The organism is Mycobacterium sp. (assembly GCF_046095365.1).
Lineage (GTDB): Bacteria > Actinomycetota > Actinomycetes > Mycobacteriales > Mycobacteriaceae > Mycobacterium.
This window is the reverse complement of sequence record NZ_JBJTJF010000055.1, coordinates 1-16,611: the sequence shown is the minus strand read 5'-3', so window position 1 is coordinate 16,611 and position 16,611 is coordinate 1. Positions and strand designations below refer to the sequence as shown.

Annotated in this window: 15 protein-coding genes; 7 read left to right on the top strand and 8 right to left on the bottom strand. The window is 69.3% G+C overall.

The genetic code is table 11. The annotated features are described in order from the left end of the window. The first annotated feature begins 16 nt into the window (after positions 1–16). Both ACKOQ4_RS04390 and ACKOQ4_RS04385 read left to right on the top strand, forming a co-directional pair. Complete coding sequence (locus ACKOQ4_RS04390; RefSeq protein ID WP_526289210.1) at positions 17–538, top strand: hypothetical protein; 522 nt, start codon at positions 17–19, stop codon at positions 536–538. A 32-nt stretch (positions 539–570) separates the two neighbouring features. Beyond that, positions 571–1,362, top strand: coding sequence for a glutamate ABC transporter substrate-binding protein (locus tag ACKOQ4_RS04385; protein ID WP_526289244.1), 792 nt, complete (start codon positions 571–573; stop codon positions 1,360–1,362). 27 nt (positions 1,363–1,389) lie between these two features. On the opposite strand, the gene ACKOQ4_RS04380 is transcribed toward ACKOQ4_RS04385, so the two are convergent. After that, positions 1,390–3,015 (bottom strand): SulP family inorganic anion transporter, encoded by a 1,626-nt coding sequence (locus ACKOQ4_RS04380; protein ID WP_526289208.1) that lies wholly within the window; start codon positions 3,013–3,015, stop codon positions 1,390–1,392. Between the two features lie 188 nt (positions 3,016–3,203). On the opposite strand from ACKOQ4_RS04380, the gene ACKOQ4_RS04375 reads away from it, so the two are divergent. Further along, the gene (locus ACKOQ4_RS04375; protein WP_526289206.1) at positions 3,204–3,356 is read left to right on the top strand and encodes a hypothetical protein; all 153 of its coding nucleotides are present in this window, start codon (positions 3,204–3,206) and stop codon (positions 3,354–3,356) included. Positions 3,357–3,394: 38 nt separating this feature from the next. On the opposite strand, the gene ACKOQ4_RS04370 is transcribed toward ACKOQ4_RS04375, so the two are convergent. Further along, the gene (locus ACKOQ4_RS04370; protein ID WP_526289204.1) at positions 3,395–4,663 is read right to left on the bottom strand and encodes an MFS transporter; all 1,269 of its coding nucleotides are present in this window, start codon (positions 4,661–4,663) and stop codon (positions 3,395–3,397) included. Positions 4,664–4,828: 165 nt separating this feature from the next. On the opposite strand from ACKOQ4_RS04370, the gene ACKOQ4_RS04365 reads away from it, so the two are divergent. Continuing rightward, a complete protein-coding gene (locus tag ACKOQ4_RS04365; protein ID WP_526289202.1) occupies positions 4,829–5,119 on the top strand; it encodes a hypothetical protein in 291 nt (96 codons plus the stop codon). Between the two features lie 13 nt (positions 5,120–5,132). Here the strand turns inward: ACKOQ4_RS04365 and ACKOQ4_RS04360 are convergent, their stop codons facing one another. The 5 genes from ACKOQ4_RS04360 to ACKOQ4_RS04340 all read right to left on the bottom strand — a co-directional run bounded on the left by ACKOQ4_RS04360 (position 5,133) and on the right by ACKOQ4_RS04340 (position 9,717). Then, complete coding sequence (locus tag ACKOQ4_RS04360; protein WP_526289200.1) at positions 5,133–7,085, bottom strand: alkaline phosphatase family protein; 1,953 nt, start codon at positions 7,083–7,085, stop codon at positions 5,133–5,135. 95 nt (positions 7,086–7,180) lie between these two features. Beyond that, entirely contained in the window at positions 7,181–8,392 is a 1,212-nt protein-coding gene (locus ACKOQ4_RS04355) for a thiolase family protein (RefSeq protein ID WP_526289198.1), read from the bottom strand. Between the two features lie 6 nt (positions 8,393–8,398). Next, positions 8,399–8,701, bottom strand: a complete 303-nt coding sequence (locus tag ACKOQ4_RS04350; protein ID WP_526289196.1) for a hypothetical protein — start codon at positions 8,699–8,701, stop codon at positions 8,399–8,401. 75 nt (positions 8,702–8,776) lie between these two features. After that, a complete protein-coding gene (locus ACKOQ4_RS04345; protein WP_526289194.1) occupies positions 8,777–8,899 on the bottom strand; it encodes a hypothetical protein in 123 nt (40 codons plus the stop codon). A gap of 8 nt (positions 8,900–8,907) precedes the next feature. Then, the gene (locus tag ACKOQ4_RS04340) at positions 8,908–9,717 is read right to left on the bottom strand and encodes a lipocalin family protein (RefSeq protein WP_526289192.1); all 810 of its coding nucleotides are present in this window, start codon (positions 9,715–9,717) and stop codon (positions 8,908–8,910) included. Positions 9,718–9,878: 161 nt separating this feature from the next. Here ACKOQ4_RS04340 and ACKOQ4_RS04335 point away from each other — a divergent pair, with 161 nt between their 5' ends. The 3 genes from ACKOQ4_RS04335 to ACKOQ4_RS04325 all read left to right on the top strand — a co-directional run bounded on the left by ACKOQ4_RS04335 (position 9,879) and on the right by ACKOQ4_RS04325 (position 15,529). Further along, positions 9,879–11,369, top strand: a complete 1,491-nt coding sequence (locus ACKOQ4_RS04335; protein ID WP_526289190.1) for a peptide MFS transporter — start codon at positions 9,879–9,881, stop codon at positions 11,367–11,369. Positions 11,370–11,505: 136 nt separating this feature from the next. After that, the gene (locus ACKOQ4_RS04330) at positions 11,506–11,769 is read left to right on the top strand and encodes a hypothetical protein (RefSeq protein WP_526289188.1); all 264 of its coding nucleotides are present in this window, start codon (positions 11,506–11,508) and stop codon (positions 11,767–11,769) included. A gap of 643 nt (positions 11,770–12,412) precedes the next feature. Then, positions 12,413–15,529 (top strand): cadherin-like domain-containing protein, encoded by a 3,117-nt coding sequence (locus tag ACKOQ4_RS04325; protein WP_526289186.1) that lies wholly within the window; start codon positions 12,413–12,415, stop codon positions 15,527–15,529. Between the two features lie 79 nt (positions 15,530–15,608). Here ACKOQ4_RS04325 and ACKOQ4_RS04320 read toward each other — a convergent pair whose 3' ends face one another. After that, positions 15,609–15,875: a VldE C-terminal domain-containing protein gene (locus ACKOQ4_RS04320; RefSeq protein WP_526289242.1), complete on the bottom strand. Its 267-nt coding sequence runs from the start codon at positions 15,873–15,875 to the stop codon at positions 15,609–15,611. Positions 15,876–16,611: the final 736 nt, after the last annotated feature.

Here is a 16,611-nt window from a genome sequence, read left to right as displayed (position 1 = left end):
GGTTAGGGGGTCGGAGATGAGACGGTGGACCCGGGGAAGACGGTGGACCCGGGGAAGACGGTGGACCCGGAGGATCAGCGTCACGGCCGTCGCCGTGATCGCCGCGGCGGTCGGGGCGGCGCCGGAGGCGAGTGCCGACGACGGGTGGGTCGCGGTGGCCAATTCGCCGAACCACGAGCAACAGGACTGGGGCTACGGGCCCGACCAGATCACCGCCGAGGCCAACGCGCTGGCGCAGTGCGCGGTGCTGGAGCGAGCGTCGGACTGCCGGATCCTGGCGGTGAGCACCGACTGCGTGGCCACCGCATGGGACGTCGCCGAGCCGTTGAACCGGATCCACGCCGGTTCGGGGGGCGGCCCGGAGGCGGCCATCGCCGGGGCGGTCGCGGCGGCGGGCCCGTACGCCAACGACGTGCAGGTCCGCTGCACCTGGTGGCCGCGCGAACAGCCCGGGCCGGCGCCCCCGGTCGAATTGACGGGTAGCGTCTGTTGTCGTACCCAGGCCGGTTCGACACCGACGAGAGGAATTCCCCAGTGAGGCTCTCACCGATCCGCGCAATCGGCGCCGCGATGCTCGTGGTCGCCCTGCCGCTGTCCGCCACCGCGTGCGGGGGCGGCTCCGGATCCGGCCCAGGCTCCGGTGACACCATCGTCATCGGCACCAAGTTCGATCAGCCGGGCCTGGGCCAGAAGAACCCGGACGGCTCGATGAGCGGTTTCGACGTCGACGTCGCCCGCTACATCGCCCAGGAACTCGGCTATCCCTTGGACAAGATCGAGTGGAAGGAGTCGCCGTCGGCCCAGCGCGAGGTCCTCATCGACAGCGACCAGGTGCGGTTCATCGTGGCGACCTACTCGATCACCGACGCCCGCAAGCAGAAGGTCGACTTCGCCGGGCCGTATCTGCTGACCGGCCAGAGCCTGCTGGTCAAGTCCGACAACACCGACATCAAGGGCCCGGAGTCGCTGCAGGACAACAAGAAACTGTGCTCGGTGTCGGGATCGACTCCGGCGCAGCGCATCAAGGACAAGTACCCGGGCGTCCAGCTTCAGCAGTACGACACCTACTCGGCCTGCGTCGAGGCGCTGCGCAACGGCGCGATCGACGCCGTCACCACCGACGAGGTCATTCTGGCCGGGTACGCCGCGAAGTCGCCCGGCGAGTTCAGGATCGTCGGCGAGCCGTTCTCCGAGGAGCGCTACGGCATCGGGCTGAAGAAGGACGACTCCGAACTGCGGTCCAGGATCAACGACGCGCTGACCAAGATGGAAGCCGAGGGAGCCTGGAAGGCGGCCTTCGACAAGAACCTGGGCCCGGCGGGGCTGAGCGCGCCGCCGCCGCCACCGATCGACCGCTACTGAACCCGGAAGCGTCGCGGCGCTGCGCGATCAGCCCGTCGCGGCGATGATCCGCGGCAGCGACTCCTTGAGCGTCGCGAAGTCCTCGAAGACGTCGCCGGCGGGCACTAGGTCGGGGATCACCCGGATGGCCTCCAGTTCGTCGCGCTGGGCCACCGGCAGCCCGACGATGAGCACCCGGGTGCCGCGGCTGGTCAAATCGACCAGCGCGTCGTGCAGCGCGTAGGCACCCGACTGGTCGATGTAGGAGACCCGCTCCATGCGCAGCACCAGCAGCTTGCCGGCTTCGGCGCGGGCGGCGACGTCGGCGAACCCGCGGGCGAAGCCGAAGAACATCGGGCCTTCGATGTGTTTGACCAGCAGCCGGTCCCGGTCCCCGGCCGGGATGTCGATCTCGTCGGCCCACGGCTGGTCGGCCAGCGACTCCACGGTCGTCTCGCGTTCGCTGATGTCGGCGATCTTCTTGACGAAGACCAGGCTGGCGATGATCAGGCCGATGGCGACCGCGGCGATCAGTCCGTAGAACACCGTGATGAGCAGCACCAGGATCATCACCACCGCATCCGAGCGCGGGACCTTGCGCAGGTGCGACAGCGCCCGGTAGTCGATACAGCCCAGGCCCGCGGCCACCAGGATCCCGGCCAGCACGGCGGTGGGGATGTGCCGGACCAGTCCGGAGAGCCCGAGCAGGATGGCCAGCAGCAGCAGGCCGTGGATGACCCCGGAGGCCCGGGTGCGTCCGCCGGCCTTGATGTTGACCACCGAGCGGATGCTCGCCCCGGCGCCTGGCAGCCCGCCGACCACCGCGGCCCCGATGTTGCCGATGCCCTGTCCGATCAGTTCCCGGTTGCTGTCGTGGCGGGTCCTGGTCATCGAGTCGGCCATCAGCGAACTCAGCAGCGTGTCAATGGATCCCAGCACAGCGAGCTGCACCGCGGCCGAGGCGATGAAGCCGAGGTTGGCCGCGTCGAAACTGGGCATCACGAAGCTGGGCAGCCCGGCGGGGATGTCGCCGATGCGGGGCGCGTCGACGGCCAGCAGCATCGAGCCGGCGGTCACCACCACCAGGGCGACCAGGCTGGCCGGCACCGCGGTGGTCAGCTTGGGCAGCAGCTGGGTGATCGCCAGGGTCACCAGCCCGAGCAGAAGGACGGGCCAGACGATCCCGCCCGGCAGCAGGTGCAACTTGGAGACGATCTGCCACGGACTCGACGACGGCGCGGCCATCCCGGCGATCGGGAACAGCTGCTGCAGGATGATGATGACGCCGATCCCGCTCATGAATCCGGCGATCACCGGATAGGGGATGTAGCGGACGTAGCCGCCCAGCCGCAGTGCGCCCAGGAGGATCTGCAACCCGCCCGCCAGAGCGATGATCAACGCCACCTGTCCGACGTTGATCGTCCCGTCGGGCAGCTGACTGGCCGCCACCATGCCGACCACGACCAGCGTCATGGGTGCGGTCGGGCCGGTGATCATCGTCGGCGTGCCGCCGAAGACGGCCGCCAGGATGCCGCCGGCGATGGCGCCGTAGATCCCGGCCTCGGGCCCCAGCCCGGAGACCACGCCCAGCGCCAGGCACAGCGGCAGCGCGACGATGCCGGCGGACAGGCCGCCGAAGATGTCGCCGCGGGTGGGGATCAGGGACCGGTTCATCGTTGGCATCGGTTCATCGTTGGCATTGTCAGGTCTGGCGGCCGGTTCGTTGAGCCGAATCCGCGGAAAGCCGGGTGTCGGTGCCTCCCGATAAGTTCGGTGTCAGGACGAACGGGCGTCAGGACGAACGGTCGTCAGGACGAACGGTCGTCCGGAGCAGGAGAGCAGGGGAGGAGGAGAGGAGGCAGATGCCGAGTTGGAAGAGCCCGCGCCGATGGGGAAAGTCCCTCGAGGAGCAGGAGCGCGACCGCGACCAGCGCCACCGGGACGCCCGCGCCGAGGCGTCGCGTGAGTACCTGGCGGACATCGCCGGGGACGACTGCGACGACGACGGCGACTGACAGGCACCGCCGGAGGACAACGGCCCCCGGTGCCGAAATCACCGTCCCGGGTCGAGCAGCAGCGCGGCGATCAGGCTGACCGTCGCCAGCACCCCCATCATCACCCCGACCGCCCAGCTGCCGAAGGACTGGATCAGGGCGGGGGAGATCACCGGAGGGATTGCCCCGCCGAGGATTCCGCCGATGTTGTAGGACACCGCCACCCCGGTGTAGCGGTAGCGGGCGGCGAAGATCCCCGGCAGGTAGGCCGGCAGCGGACCCAGCGCGGTGCCGATGATGGCGTAGGTGACGACCACGGCCAGGGTGAACACCACCGGCCGGCGCAGGTCGATCAGCGGCAGCAGGGCAAGTGACCAGGGCACCGCGACGGCCAGGCCGGCGGCGAGGAACCGGCCGGGGCCGTAGGTGTCGCTGAGGATCGCCGAGGCGGCGACGGCCCCGATCGAGCACAGGCCGCCGAGCACACCGGCCAGCAGGATGGTGGTCTTGGAGTAGTGCAGGTGCACCGCGGCGTAGTGGGTGACGAAGGTGCTGACCTGATAGGCCAGCATGGTCACTCCGGCCACCGCCAACGCGGCCAGCACGACCTCGCGGGACTGCCGGCGCATCAGCTCGGCGATGGGCAGGCCGCCGCCGGGCTGGTCGCCGTCCTCGGCGTCGCCGGCCTCGGGTTCGGTGATGCGGGTGCGCACGAACAGCGCGACACCGACGAGCACCACGCTCAGCAGGAACGGCAGCCGCCAACCCCAGGTGAGGAACGCCGCGCTCTTCTCGCCGACCGTCAGGTGCACCGTCAGGAAGACCAGGTTCGCCAGCACCAGCCCGGTGCTCAGGCCGAGTTGGGTGAACATGCCGTAGAAGCCGCGCCGTTCCGGCGGGGCCGAGTCGGTGCCCAGCAACACCGACCCCGCCCACTCGCCGCCCATCGCGAAACCCTGGATGAGCCGCAGCGCGATCAGCAGCACCGGTGCCAGCAGGCCGATCTCGGCGGTGCCCGGGATCAGCCCGACGCCGAGGGTGCCCAGCCCCATGATCGTCAGCGTCAGCAACAGGGTGCGCTTGCGCCCGATGCGGTCGCCGAAGTGGCCGAACACCGCCCCGCCCAGCGGCCGCGACAGGAACGCGGCGCCGAAGGTGCCCAGCGAGGCGACGGCCCCCATCACCTGGCTCAGGTGCGGGAAGAACACCGTGGGGAACACCAGGGCGGCGGCGGTGCCGTAGATGAGGAAGTCGTAGTACTCGATCGCCGAGCCCAGGTAGCCCGCCAGCGAGATGTTCCGCAGGGAACGCTCGGAGGTGGTGGTCACCTGAGCATGGTGGCCGTCGGGCGTCGCGCTGTCCAACGCGGCCCGCCGCGATTCGGTGTAACACCGGGACCGCCTCCGGCGCTAATCTAGGTGAGTCGTGTCCAGCGAGTCGCACCGTCTGGGTCGGCTCCGAGGATTCGGGTCGCCACCACGATCGGAGATGTCATGACCGCACCCCTTCGTCGCGTCGTCCTGCTCACCGGCGGCGTCGTCCTGACCTGGGCCGGGATCCTGGCGGGCATGTCGGCCGACCCGGGCGACGCCTCGGCCCGTGACCTGGTCAACCCGCTGGCGCCGGGCGATCCCGCCCCTCCCACCGACACCGCGTCGCCGTCTTTCGCCCCCAACCCGGTGGACTGCACCGACCCCAACAACGTGATCAACTGCCAGAGCCCGCCGATCGACTCGCCGCTGGTGCAGGGCACCGCGCCGCCCGGCTCGCCGTACCGGGACTAGACGACCGCGCCGGTCACCGGGGCAGCGCACTCCACGCCGACCAGATGGTCGCCTGCTCGGAGTCGCGGCGGTTGACCGGATCGAGGTTGTATTTCGCGGTGATCGTTCCGATGACCGACGACAGGTCGTAGGTGGTCGAGTCCACCCCGCTGCGGGGCAGAGTGTTTGACACGAACAGCGTCGGCAGCCGGGTGCCCGGGCCGAACTCGTCGTGGGAGCCCTTGGTCGCCGATCCCTGGCCGGGAGGCGGCACGTGGTCCCAGGCGCCGCCGAACTCGTCGTAGGTCACGATGGTGAGAGTGTCACTGGCGCAGGGGCCCTGGTAGATCGTCTTGAGCATGTCGGCGATCGCGTCGTCGCCGACGTAGGCGCTGCCGTATCCGGGGTGCTGGTTGCGCGGGCCGATCTCCTGAACGAAGGACACCGGCTTGAGCCCGCAGCTGTCACCCTTGGCGAGCGGGTACCACGCCGCGAGGTCCTGCAGGTTCTTCGCCCGGTTCGCCCGGGTCTGCTCGGTCTGTTCCGACCAGTTGTAGAAGTAGTTGAACGACTGGTGGTGGTACTGGAAGTCCATGTCCGGGCACTGCGGCCAGGTCGTGGTCGGGTCGGAGGTCGGGTCCGAGCAGCCCTGCGGGTTGTTCGCCGGCTTGCCGTCCTTGTCGGTGTAGTCGCGCGCGACCGCGGCGGTGCCGTTTGTCCAGCCCGGCTGGTCGCGCAGGCCGTTGGCGTTGGACCAGCCGCCGGAGTACCACGCCCAGTCGACGCCGGCGTCGTTGAGCCGGTCGCCGACGGTCGGGTACTTCAGCAGCGGAACCAGCCGGTCCTGCACCGCACCGGGCGGGTAGGGCCACTGCACCGAGAAGCTGGTGTTGACCACCCAGTCGCCGCACAGCGCGTTCGCGGTGGTGCGCGGCGTGCCGCAGGCCTGGGTCATCTGGCCGTCTTTGAGCCCGTCGGGGGTGGGCGAGAGGTAGTAGTTGTACTGGCCGAAGGGCAGCTCGTCGCCGGCCTTCTCCGCGCTCTTGGGCATCCCGTTGACGTCGAGCACCGAGCGCATCGAGTCCGGGGCGCCGGGCCACTGCGGCAGGGTGGAACTGATCAGCCACTGGCCGTTGGCGAACGAGCCGCCGAAGGCGCCGGCGAAGAACTTGTCGGCGACGGCGAACGTCGGCGCACCCGGGCCGGTCAGGTACTTGTAGGTGTTGAGCGCCTTGGTGTCGTAGTAGCCCATCGCCAGACCCGCTGCGTCGCTGCCGACGGCATAGCGGTTCATGGCGCCGCCGTTGAGCTGGTACTGCTCCTGGTAGAACCGGTGCACCAGATCGCGGGTGCAGCCGCCGGCCTGCGCGCCGGGGGAGTTGGCCGCGACGCCGTTGTCGGCGGGCACCTGGGCGAAGCGGGCCAGCGAGGCGTCGGTGCCCGGCGGCGGGCAGGTGACCGCGTCGGGAGGCAGGATCGCGTCGAGCGCGAACGGCGCGTCGGCGAACGACGACTTGAACGATTCCTCCCCGACGGTTCCGCTGCACTCCGGGGGACCCGCGGGTCCGTTCGGTTGGAGGTTGACGTCGTTGATCATCAAGCAGCCCAACGGCTTTCCGTCCTGACCGATCTGGACGGTGTTCGGTGGGGCGGCCTTGGCGATGTTGTCGACCGGGTCACCGTTGACCTGGTCCCAGGTGCCGAAGAGTTTGTTGAAGCTGTTGTTCTGCATGAACACCACGACGATGTGCTTGGTCGCGTCAGCGCCGGCGCGCTCGGCCGGGCCCAGGGTGATCCTCGGTCCGGGGCTCTGGGCCTGCGCGGCGAGCGTGGGCAGCGCCGCCGGGCTCGGCTCCGTGGACGTCCCCGACCCGTTCGGCGGGCTTTTCGTGCTGCAGCCCTGCGCGGCCACCAGCGCGCACAGCGACGCTATGGCGACTCCCGTTGTGCCGGCGCGCCTCCGGCGGGCCCCTTTGGTTTTCGGCATGGCTAATTGTTGGTTCGCCGGGCACTGGGGCGCATCAGAAAGCCGATCTGTTCACCGGACGGTCGTTTCGCGGTCACCGGCCGTCCCCGGCATGGCTAGACGGCCAGCCGCTCGATCACGACGGCCACCCCGAGTCCGGCCGCCCCGCTGACCGCGGCGACGCCGTAGCGGCCCTCGCGGCGTTCGAGTTCCTCCAGGCAGCTGCCGACCAGGATCGCCCCGGTGGCGCCGAAGGCGTGCCCCATGGCCATGGTGCCGCCGTTGGGGTTCATCCGGTCCGGCCCGGCGTCGAGGTCGCGGCGGAACTTCACACACAGCGCGGCGAACGCCTCGGCGAACTCGAAGACGTCGATGTCGGCCGGCCGCAGCCCGGCGCGTGCGACCGCCTCGAGCACAGCGGACTGCCCGGCGGTCAGCATCACCACCGGGTTGACCGCTGTGGTCGCCGCGGCGACGATCCGGCCGCGCGGGGCGATGCCGGCCTCGGCGGCGGACTGCCGGGTGCCGAGCAGCAAAAGCGCTGCGGCATCGGCCATTTGGGGTGAGGTGCCCACGGTGTGCCGGTGGGCGATGGCCGTCACACCCGGGTAGGCGTTCAGCGCGATGGCATCCTGGCCGTCGGCGCCGAGTTGGGCGAACGCCGGGGGCAGCGACGCCAGCGCCTCCAGGGTCGTCTGGCCGCGCACCAGTTCGTCGTGGTCGAGTCCCGGCCCGTCTGCGGAGGGGCCGACCGGCACCACCGATCCGGCGAACGCCCCGCCGGCCCACGCCGCGGCCGCCTTCTGCTGGGTCTCCAGGCCGTAGCGGTCGAGTTCCTCGCGCTCGATTCCCTCGATGGTCGCGTTGAGGTCCGCCGCGATGCCCATGTGCACCGAACCCACGTCGCGGATGGTGGCCGGGTCGGTCCACAGCGCGCCGCGGTCGGCGAACAGCGGCACCCGGGAGACCGACTCGACCCCGCCGGCCACCGCCAGGCCGAGGTCGCCGGCCCGAAGCCGGGCCGCGGCCTGCGCGACGGCGTCGATCCCCGATGCGCAGAACCGGTTGATCGTCAGGCCCGGAACGTGCTCACCCCAACCGGCCAGCAGCGTCGCGGTGCGGGCGATGTTGGCGCCCTGCTCGTCGACCTGGGAGGCGCACCCGACGATCACGTCCCCGACCCGGCCGGGGTCCAGCCCGGTCCGGTCGGTCAGCGCGTGTTCGAGATGGATCAGAAGTTCGGTGGCGGTGCGGTCGTGCAGCGAGCCCTTCGCCGAGGCCTTGCCGCGCGGGGTCCGAACATAGTCCAGGACAAGGGCTTCGCTCATCGCGCACTAACGCGAACTGCAGGGCAGACCACCGGCCGGGCCGAAACCGCAGGGCACCGCGCCATTGGCGCCGCCCTGCGGCGGCGCCACCGACAGCGCCGGCCGGGTGACGTTGGTGCGCACCCCCTTCTCGGTGGGGTTGGCGGCCGGTCCCGGGGTGGTCGAGTCCGGCGCCGGACTGGGTGCGGTGGACTCGGCGGGTTTTTCGGTTCGCGGCGTACAGCCCACCGCCGTTGCGCCGAGGCCGATGACCGCGGCGGCGCTCAGCAGCAACGGTGCGGTCCGCCACCTCGATCTGTTCGGAGCCATGTCGTCATTGTGCGCCGCCCGAAGGCGGACGGTCCCCGAACCCCGGCATTGCTATGCGAGAGACCATCTCGGCGCTCAGTCGCCGTCCTCGTCGTCGTCGTCGTCATCGCCGGCTTCGACGTCGTCGATCATCTCGTAGGGCTCGCCGTACCGGCCGGGCTCGCCGTAGTCGTAGTCGTCGCTGGGTTTGCGTCCCATGATTGCTCTCAGGTGGGGAACTGCGTGGTCGGCGTGATCCGCCCGCGCACGCCCAGCGCCTGCGCCCTGGCCACCAGCTGGGCGTAGGCCTGCGGGTCGATGCTCTGGCTTCGGGTCAGCACGTAGCCGCTGCGGCCGCTGGGGTCGCTGACGATGACCCAGCTGTAGTCGGGGGCGCGGTCGAGGATCAGGTAGTTGCCCGGCGGGCTGGCCGAAGGGGTTCCGCCGAAGCCGACGTTGAGCGCGGTGTTGGCGGTGTTGACCGGGACGGCGGCCCCGACGATGGACGACTTCGGGCCGCGCTTGAAGAAGTAGTTGCCGGAGTTCTGCACGCGCAGGGAGCCGTCGTCTTTGAGGGTGTAGACCGCCTTGGTGTTGACCAGGCCGATGGAGAAGAACTGCTTGACGCTGCCCTGCTCGTAGTAGGTGCCGGCGTAGCGGGCAGGGTCGACCGGCACGCTGGAGGGCACCACGGCGGCCGGCGCGGGTGCGGCGGCCGCGGCCGGGACGGCCCGGGTGGCGGCGGCCGGCGCCGGTGCCGTGGTTGCCTTCGCGGCCTTCGTGGCTTTGGCGGTCCTTGCGGACTTTGCGGGTTTTGTGGTTCTTGCGGCGTTTGCGCCAGTCGCGGCGTCCGCAGCCCGCGATATCCGGGCGGCGTGGCCGGGAGCCGGGGAGGCGTGCGCCGCGCGGTGGGCGGCGCGATCCACCGGACCGGCGTCAGCGCCGGTGTCGGCGCCGGCCGCACCCGCCCCGCACAGCGTCGCCGCGGCCAGGCCGCCCATCACCGCGCCCGGACCGAGCCACTTGATCAACGTCATGAGAAGTAAGGACCTTTCCCCCGGCCCGTCGCGGCCGGTGGTCATCAGGGGCCGGTCGGGCTGACCGGCTCTCATCCTCGCATTCGGAGCCGGCCGGCCTCCGGATTGGTGGGCTTCGTCATAACGCGCGCGACCTGGCCTTCGGGCGTACCTTGCGACACATGACCGCCGCACCGAGTGTCCCCCCGCGGCAGGACAAGCGGTTCTTCGGCCACCCCATCGGGCTGGCCACGCTGTTCGCCACCGAACTGTGGGAGCGGTTCAGCTACTACGGGATGCTGGCGATCCTGGTGCTGTACCTGGCCGCCGACGAGTCCGAGGGCGGGCTGGGCATCTCGGCCACCACCGCGATCGGGATCTTCGGGGTGTACTCGGCGATGGTCTATCTGCTGGCGGTGCCCGGCGGGTGGATCGCCGACCGGATCCTGGGGCCCTACCGCACCGTGCTGATCGGGGCGTGCACCATCGCCGCCGGGCACTACGTGCTGGCGGTGCCCTCGGAGCGGTCGGTGTGGCCGGGCATGGTGCTGGTGGCGCTGGGCACCGGGCTGCTCAAGCCGAACATCTCGGCGATGGTCGGCGCGCTGTATGACAACGACCCCGACGAGGGCGAGCGCCGCGATGCCGGCTTCTCGCTGTTCTACATGGGCATCAACATCGGCGCGTTCGTCGCACCGCTGGTCTGCGGCTATCTGGCCGAAAAGATCGGCTGGCACGTCGGATTCGGCGCCGCCGGTATCGGGATGACGCTGGCGGTGATCGTCTATCTCGCGGCCGGACGCCGCACCCTCGGCGACATCGGGCGCGCGGTACCCAACCCGGAGAGCTCCTCGCAGCTGCGCCGGCTGGCCGCGGTCGCCGTGGTGGCGCTGGTGCTCAGTGCCGCGGTTTTCGCGATCGACTACGCAGTGGGCCGCTACCGCGCCGAGCACCTGATCTGGTTTCTGGCCGCGGTCACCGTCGCCACCCCGTTCGTGTACTTCGTGCGGATCTTCCGCGGCGCCGGACTCAATTCCCTTGAGCGCGACCGGATGAAGGCCTACGTGTGGATCTTCGCCGGCTCGGCGATGTTCTGGCTCATCAGCGACCAGGCCGGTTCGACTCTGAGCCTGTTCGCCTCGGAGAGCACCGACCGGCGCTTCGGCGGGATGGAGTTTCCGGCCAGCTGGCTGCAGGCGGTCAACCCGATCACCATCATCGCGCTGTCGCCGGTGTTCGCCTTTCTGTGGCTGCGGCTGGGCCGCCGCGCTCCGACACTGCCGAAGAAGTTCGTGCTCGCGCTGCTGCTCATCGGCATCTCGTTCCTGGCGATGGCGGTGCTGGCCCGCTCCGCGGCAGACGGCAGCAAGGTGCTGTGGATCTGGTTGGTGAGCGTGGTGGTGGTGCAGACCATCGGCGAGCTGCTGCTCAGCCCGACCGGTCTGGCCGCCTCAAGTCATCTGGCCCCCAAGCGAATCGAAAGCCAGGTGCTGGCACTGTGGTTCCTGTCCTCGGCGGTGGGCGATGCGATCGGCGGCACCACCGCGCCGTTGCAGGACAGCCTCGGCAAGGCCGGCTACTTCACGCTGATGGGCGGTGCGGCGGTGGTGCTCGCGGGCATCATCCTGACCCAGGCGCGGCGCATCCACACTCTGATGGGCGGCATCCACTGACGAGCGCTATGCGCGTGTAAGTCCGACTTGACCGGCGCTGCGCCCGTGGGCGATTCGGTTGGTTTCCGCCCGGGCGTGCCCCGACGGGCATAGCGTCGATAGTGCCTCTTGCGGGAGCGGGAGGGGGGTGAGTGAAATGAATCGAATAGCAGCATTCGGGGCCGCCGTCCTGACCGCTTTCGGACTGGCGACGGGGGTGTTCGCGCCACCGGCCGCTGCCGTGCCCGGGCAGTGCCTGAGCACGCCGTGGGGCGGTTTCTGTGACAACCCGCCGGCCAGCGACGGGAGCTTCTGGCACTGCGAGGGAGCGTTGGGGTTCTCCAACTGCTACCAGGCCTGCATCGACCAGGTCAGCGCCCGGCCGGTGCCGACCGACCTGAACTGGAACACGCCGTGCTGAGAGGCTGCGACGGGCAACACGCGAGCGGGAGACAACACAACGATTTCTTCGATTTGCATTGGTAAACCGCAATATTCAGCCATTCGGTCACTGGCCCAAAACCGGTTGGCAGTGTGCCATAGTTAGGACGGTTGGGGACGTAGCGACGGCACTTGGCATCTGAGTCCGGTCCGCTGTGTGGGTGTTTGTCCGATACGGGCACTTCGCTCCTCGGCTTTTCAGAGTCGGCACGCGGGACGTGCCGACGACGGGGAGGGCACAGATGCGGGCGATTGCGGTTGTGGGGCGGGTCGGCGGCTTGGCGGTCGCCCTCGGGATCGGCTCAGGACTGGCCGTCGGCGGCGCCGGGGAAGCCTGGGCTGAACCGTCGGACTCCACTGCGTCGGCCGGCCGGGACTCGGCTGCTGAGGCGGACGTGAGGCGTGCGTCGACTCCGAGGTCCGCAGTGCGGCAACGGGCCGAACGTAGTAGGCGCGGGCCATCGCCGGTCGCGAGGTCGTCGGTGCCGCGACCCTCGGCGGCTACGCGTGGGGACGGGGAGCGCAGATCCTTTGTGCCGTCGTCGGTGAACGGTGCGCCGAAGACGGCAGCGGCGACGGTGGTCGAGCCGGCTGCCAGCAATCCCGATGTTGCCGTGCCACAGATGATCTCATCGCGTGATGCATCGACTCCGTCGGTGGCCGGGGTGCCGACGCCCGCGGCCGCCGCTCCCGCGGCGGTTGTGCGGAGGGCACCAACGCCGGTGATGGTGGCCGGCCCCAAGCCGGCGGCGGCCCGCGGGGTGGTTGAGTCGGTATGGGCACCGTTGTTGGGTGACGGGCCGCACGCTCCGGTGGAGTCGGCGGTCTCGTGGGTGGTCGTCGCGGCCGCGCGCCGGCAGTTGGGTGTGCCCGCCGCGGCGACGTCGACGTCGGCCGGGGTATCGACCGGGCAACTCGTGGCTCCGGCGGCGGCAGCGCCACCGGCGAACAAGCCCCCGGTCATCAGCGCTGTGACGTTGAGCGGGCCGAATGCGAGCACTGGCGCGGTGACGGGCACGGTGAAGGCCAGTGACCCCAACGGCGACAAGATGACCTACAAGGCCGCAGTCCCGGCGCCTGCCAAGGGTGCGGTCACGATCAGCACAGGCGGGGTGTTCACCTACACCCCGACCGCGACGGCCCGGCATGCCGCGGCAAAAGTCGGGGCGACGACGGCGGTGACCACCGACACGGTGACGGTGACGGTGACCGATGCGAAGGGAGCGGTGACCACCCGGGCTGTGGTGGTGCCCATCGCGCGGGCCAACAGCGCGCCGGCGGGTGTCAAAGTGGCTGTCGGCGCGCCTAATGCGTCGACCGGAGTGGTCACCGGAACGGTGACCGCGACCGACGCCGACAAGGACGCCGTGAGTTTCTCCGCGCCGGCGTCGACGAGCAAGGGTGCCATCAGCATCAGTGCCACGACGGGAGCCTTCACCTACACACCGACCTCGGCCGCGCGGGCCAACGCCGCGAAGCCCGGGGCGACGACAGCGGACAAGGCTGACTCGTTCACCGTCACGATCACCGACGGTTTCGGAGGCACCACCACGGCTGCGGTCGCGGTAGCGGTCTTGCCGGTGAAGCTGAACGCTGCGCCGAAGCCCGGTACGCCTACCGTCGGGACACCGAACGCCTCGACCGGCGTGGTCACCGGCAAGGTGACGGCTACCGACGCAGACAAGGACACCCTGACCTACAGCGCGCCGACCGGGACCGCCAGAGGCGCAGTGAAGATCGAGGCATCGACCGGCGTCTTCACCTACACCCCGACCGCAGCGGCGCGCCACGCCGCTGCGAAGAACGGGGCGGCGAAGTCGGACACGACAGACGCCTTCACCGTCACCGTTTCCGACGGCAAGGGCGGCACCGCGTCGGTGCCTGTGACCGTGGCCATCAGCCCTGCGAACGCGGCCCCGGTCGCAGGCACCCCGTCCGCGATCACCAACCCGGCGACGGGCGAGGTCAACGGCAACATCAATGCGGTTGATCCCGACAAGGACGCCCTGACCTACATCTCCGGCTGGGCCACCACCGGCAAGGGCAAGGTGACCGTCAGCTCCACGGGCGCCTACACCTTCACGCCGACCGCTTTCGCGCGCCACGCGGCAGCCAGGATCGGCGCAACCGCCGATGAGACCACGGACGGCTTCGTCGTCGACGTCGTCGACAACTACGGCGCCCTCAGCTCGATTTCGTTCGTCGTCGTAGTCAGCCCATTCAACGTTGCGCCGTCGGCGCGCATCACCTCTCAGAGCGCTCCGGATCCCGAGACCGGAGCAGTGACCGGCAGTGTGGCCGTCTCGGATGCCGACGGCGACGATGTGTACTACAGCGTTGCCAACTCGACCGTCAAGGGTGCGGTCGTCTTCACGTCGGACGGCTATTTCACCTACACCCCGACTACCCAAGCCCGCATCGCGGCGGGCGGATCGAATGCCACTGACGCCGACAAGAAGGACAGCTTCACGGTGACCTTCACCGACGATTACGGCGGGTCGACGGCAGTGCCGGTGACGGTAGCCATCAGTCCCACCCGCGCCGGTCCCACGGTCGCGTTCAAGCCGGGCTCGGTGTCGGTGGCTGAGGGCAACACTGGTTCGACGAAGGTGCCGGTGACGGTGCAGTTGTCGGCTCCGTCGGAGGCTCCGGTGACGGTGCGTTATCAGGTCGTGGAGCAACCGCTGATCTCCTCGGCGGCCACGCCCGGTGAGGATTTCCTCGGCGAGGCGGGTTCGGTGACGATTCCCGCGGGCAAGACCGAGGGCACGTTCCTGGTGACCTTGTACGGCGACACCAAGTATGAGGCCGACGAGTTGGTCCGGGTCGAACTCACCGGGGCCACCGGCGGGGTGGTGGACAGCGACTACTTGAAATACCGGAAGACCGTCACCATCGTCAACGACGACCAGCCTGCCGGGCCCCTGGTCAGTTTCAAGCCGGATTACGTGTCGGTGAATGAGGGAAACAGTGGTACGACCAAGGTGCCGGTCACGGTGCAGTTGTCGGCCCCCTCGGCGGGGCCGGTGACGGTGCGCTATGAGGTCGTGGAGCAACCGATGCTCTCCACGGCCGCCACCATTGGTGAGGATTTCCTGGCCGAGACGGGTTCGGTGACGATTCCGGCCGGCAAGACCGAGGGCACGTTCCTGGTGACGCTGTACGGCGACACCAAGTATGAGGCCGACGAGTTGGTCCGGGTCGAACTCACCGGGGTCACCGGCGGCGTGCTCGACAGTGACTATACGAAGTACAGGAATACCGTGACGATCGTCAACGACGATAAGCCCGCTGGATCACTGGTCAGTTTCCGGCCGGATGATGTGTCGGTGGCTGAGGGCAACAGCGGATCGAAGAAGGTGCCGGTGACGGTGCAGTTGTCCGCCCCCGCAGCGGGGCCGGTGACGGTCCGCTATCAGGTCGTCGAGCAGCCCTTCCTGTCGTCGGCTGCCACCATTGGTGAGGATTTCCTGGCCGAGACGGGTTCGGTGACGATTCCGGCGGGTCAGACCCAGGCCGCGCTCTACGTCACCATCTACGGGGACGGCAAGTACGAGGCCGATGAGTTGGTCCGGGTCGAACTGACCAGTGTCACCGGTGGGGTACTCGACAGCGACCCGTCGAACTACCGGCAGATCGTCACCATTCTCAACGACGACAAGGCCTCGCCGGCCGCCGCTGTCGGCACTCGGCCGCGCCCCCCGGCACCGGCCCGGAGCGCCGCGACCATCGCGGTCTGAGCCGGAAACCGAAAGGACCGGCCGGGCCGCTGATAAGTCAGCGACCCGGCCGGTTTCCGGGGATTTCCAGGGGTGGCGGTTACGCCACCGTCACGTGGACGTGGTTGAAGTGATCGGCCACGCGCCACATCGTGTACTTGACGCCGAACCGGCCCGACTGGCTCTGAACGTCGGCGTTGATGGCGTCACCCAGGCCCATGTCCGAACCGATCATGATGTCCAGGGCGTGGCCGCTGGGGTGGTCCGGACGCGAGTCCGGCCGCACGCCACCGATCGACTGCACACCGGGGTAGGAGGCGGTGATGTAGGCCGCGAGTGCCCGCGCGTTGGGGCACAGGCCGCCCATCCCCACCTGGGGGACGGCTGCAGCGGTCGCCGACGAAGTTGCAACCAGGAGCGCGGTAGTCGTCGCTAGTGCAATTTTGTTCATGTGAAAAGGGTAAGTGGCCAAGGGTGCGCCACCAAAAAGTCACTACTGCAGATGATTTCGCGAATCGGCGTTAGAGGCGCTTTTTCGCGTGGGATGCGATCTCGTCAAAATTATTGGGAATAAGCGCTTTTCCGCTGCTCAATGCTCTCGAGGACCGAAGGGTTCCGACGCCTGCGCGTATGTCGGCTTCGTCACACCCGTGGAAAACCGGTGATGTGGCACTCATTTCGGGAATCGGGCGCGTCGCCAGTGCTTATGCGGCGAAAGTCGACCTGTTCGGCAGCGTGAGAACAATATCGGAAATGCTGACGGCACCGACTGCCGCGTTCGCGAATGCCGTCGCCGAGCCGGTGATCTGCAACGTCAGGCTGCCGGGCTTCGTCCCGCCGTAGGTGTCTTTTGCCCACCTCTGAGCGACACCGAGGGATTGGGTCTGTCGGCAGAGCAGGCTTGTCGCTCAGAGGTGGGCGGAAACCACCCCTCGGGGGACAGCAACGCGGGCAACCTGGGCGGTGCCGCCGGCGCAGCGGTCGTCGATTCCGCGTCATGCTGCACGTCGGGTCCGGAGGCGCTAGCCTGCTCCGATGCCCATCACCATCACCCGTGTCACCGCCACCGCCGTCAGCCTCGCCGTCGCCGCCACCTTCGCGGT

Bases quoted from the DNA above. Each gene is read 5' to 3' on its own strand.
- ACKOQ4_RS04385 (WP_526289244.1), top strand. From the start codon at position 571: ATGCTCGTGGTCGCCCTGCCGCTGTCCGCCACCGCGTGCGGGGGCGGC.
- ACKOQ4_RS04360 (WP_526289200.1), bottom strand. From the start codon at position 7,085: ATGCCGAAAACCAAAGGGGCCCGCCGGAGGCGCGCCGGCACAACGGGA.
- ACKOQ4_RS04325 (WP_526289186.1), top strand. From the start codon at position 12,413: ATGATCTCATCGCGTGATGCATCGACTCCGTCGGTGGCCGGGGTGCCG.
- ACKOQ4_RS04335 (WP_526289190.1), top strand. From the start codon at position 9,879: ATGACCGCCGCACCGAGTGTCCCCCCGCGGCAGGACAAGCGGTTCTTC.
- ACKOQ4_RS04390 (WP_526289210.1), top strand. From the start codon at position 17: ATGAGACGGTGGACCCGGGGAAGACGGTGGACCCGGGGAAGACGGTGG.
- ACKOQ4_RS04345 (WP_526289194.1), bottom strand. From the start codon at position 8,899: ATGGGACGCAAACCCAGCGACGACTACGACTACGGCGAGCCCGGCCGG.
- ACKOQ4_RS04365 (WP_526289202.1), top strand. From the start codon at position 4,829: ATGACCGCACCCCTTCGTCGCGTCGTCCTGCTCACCGGCGGCGTCGTC.
- ACKOQ4_RS04350 (WP_526289196.1), bottom strand. From the start codon at position 8,701: ATGGCTCCGAACAGATCGAGGTGGCGGACCGCACCGTTGCTGCTGAGC.
- ACKOQ4_RS04330 (WP_526289188.1), top strand. From the start codon at position 11,506: ATGAATCGAATAGCAGCATTCGGGGCCGCCGTCCTGACCGCTTTCGGA.
- ACKOQ4_RS04380 (WP_526289208.1), bottom strand. From the start codon at position 3,015: ATGAACCGGTCCCTGATCCCCACCCGCGGCGACATCTTCGGCGGCCTG.
- ACKOQ4_RS04320 (WP_526289242.1), bottom strand. From the start codon at position 15,875: ATGGGCGGCCTGTGCCCCAACGCGCGGGCACTCGCGGCCTACATCACC.
- ACKOQ4_RS04375 (WP_526289206.1), top strand. From the start codon at position 3,204: ATGCCGAGTTGGAAGAGCCCGCGCCGATGGGGAAAGTCCCTCGAGGAG.
- ACKOQ4_RS04340 (WP_526289192.1), bottom strand. From the start codon at position 9,717: ATGACGTTGATCAAGTGGCTCGGTCCGGGCGCGGTGATGGGCGGCCTG.
- ACKOQ4_RS04355 (WP_526289198.1), bottom strand. From the start codon at position 8,392: ATGAGCGAAGCCCTTGTCCTGGACTATGTTCGGACCCCGCGCGGCAAG.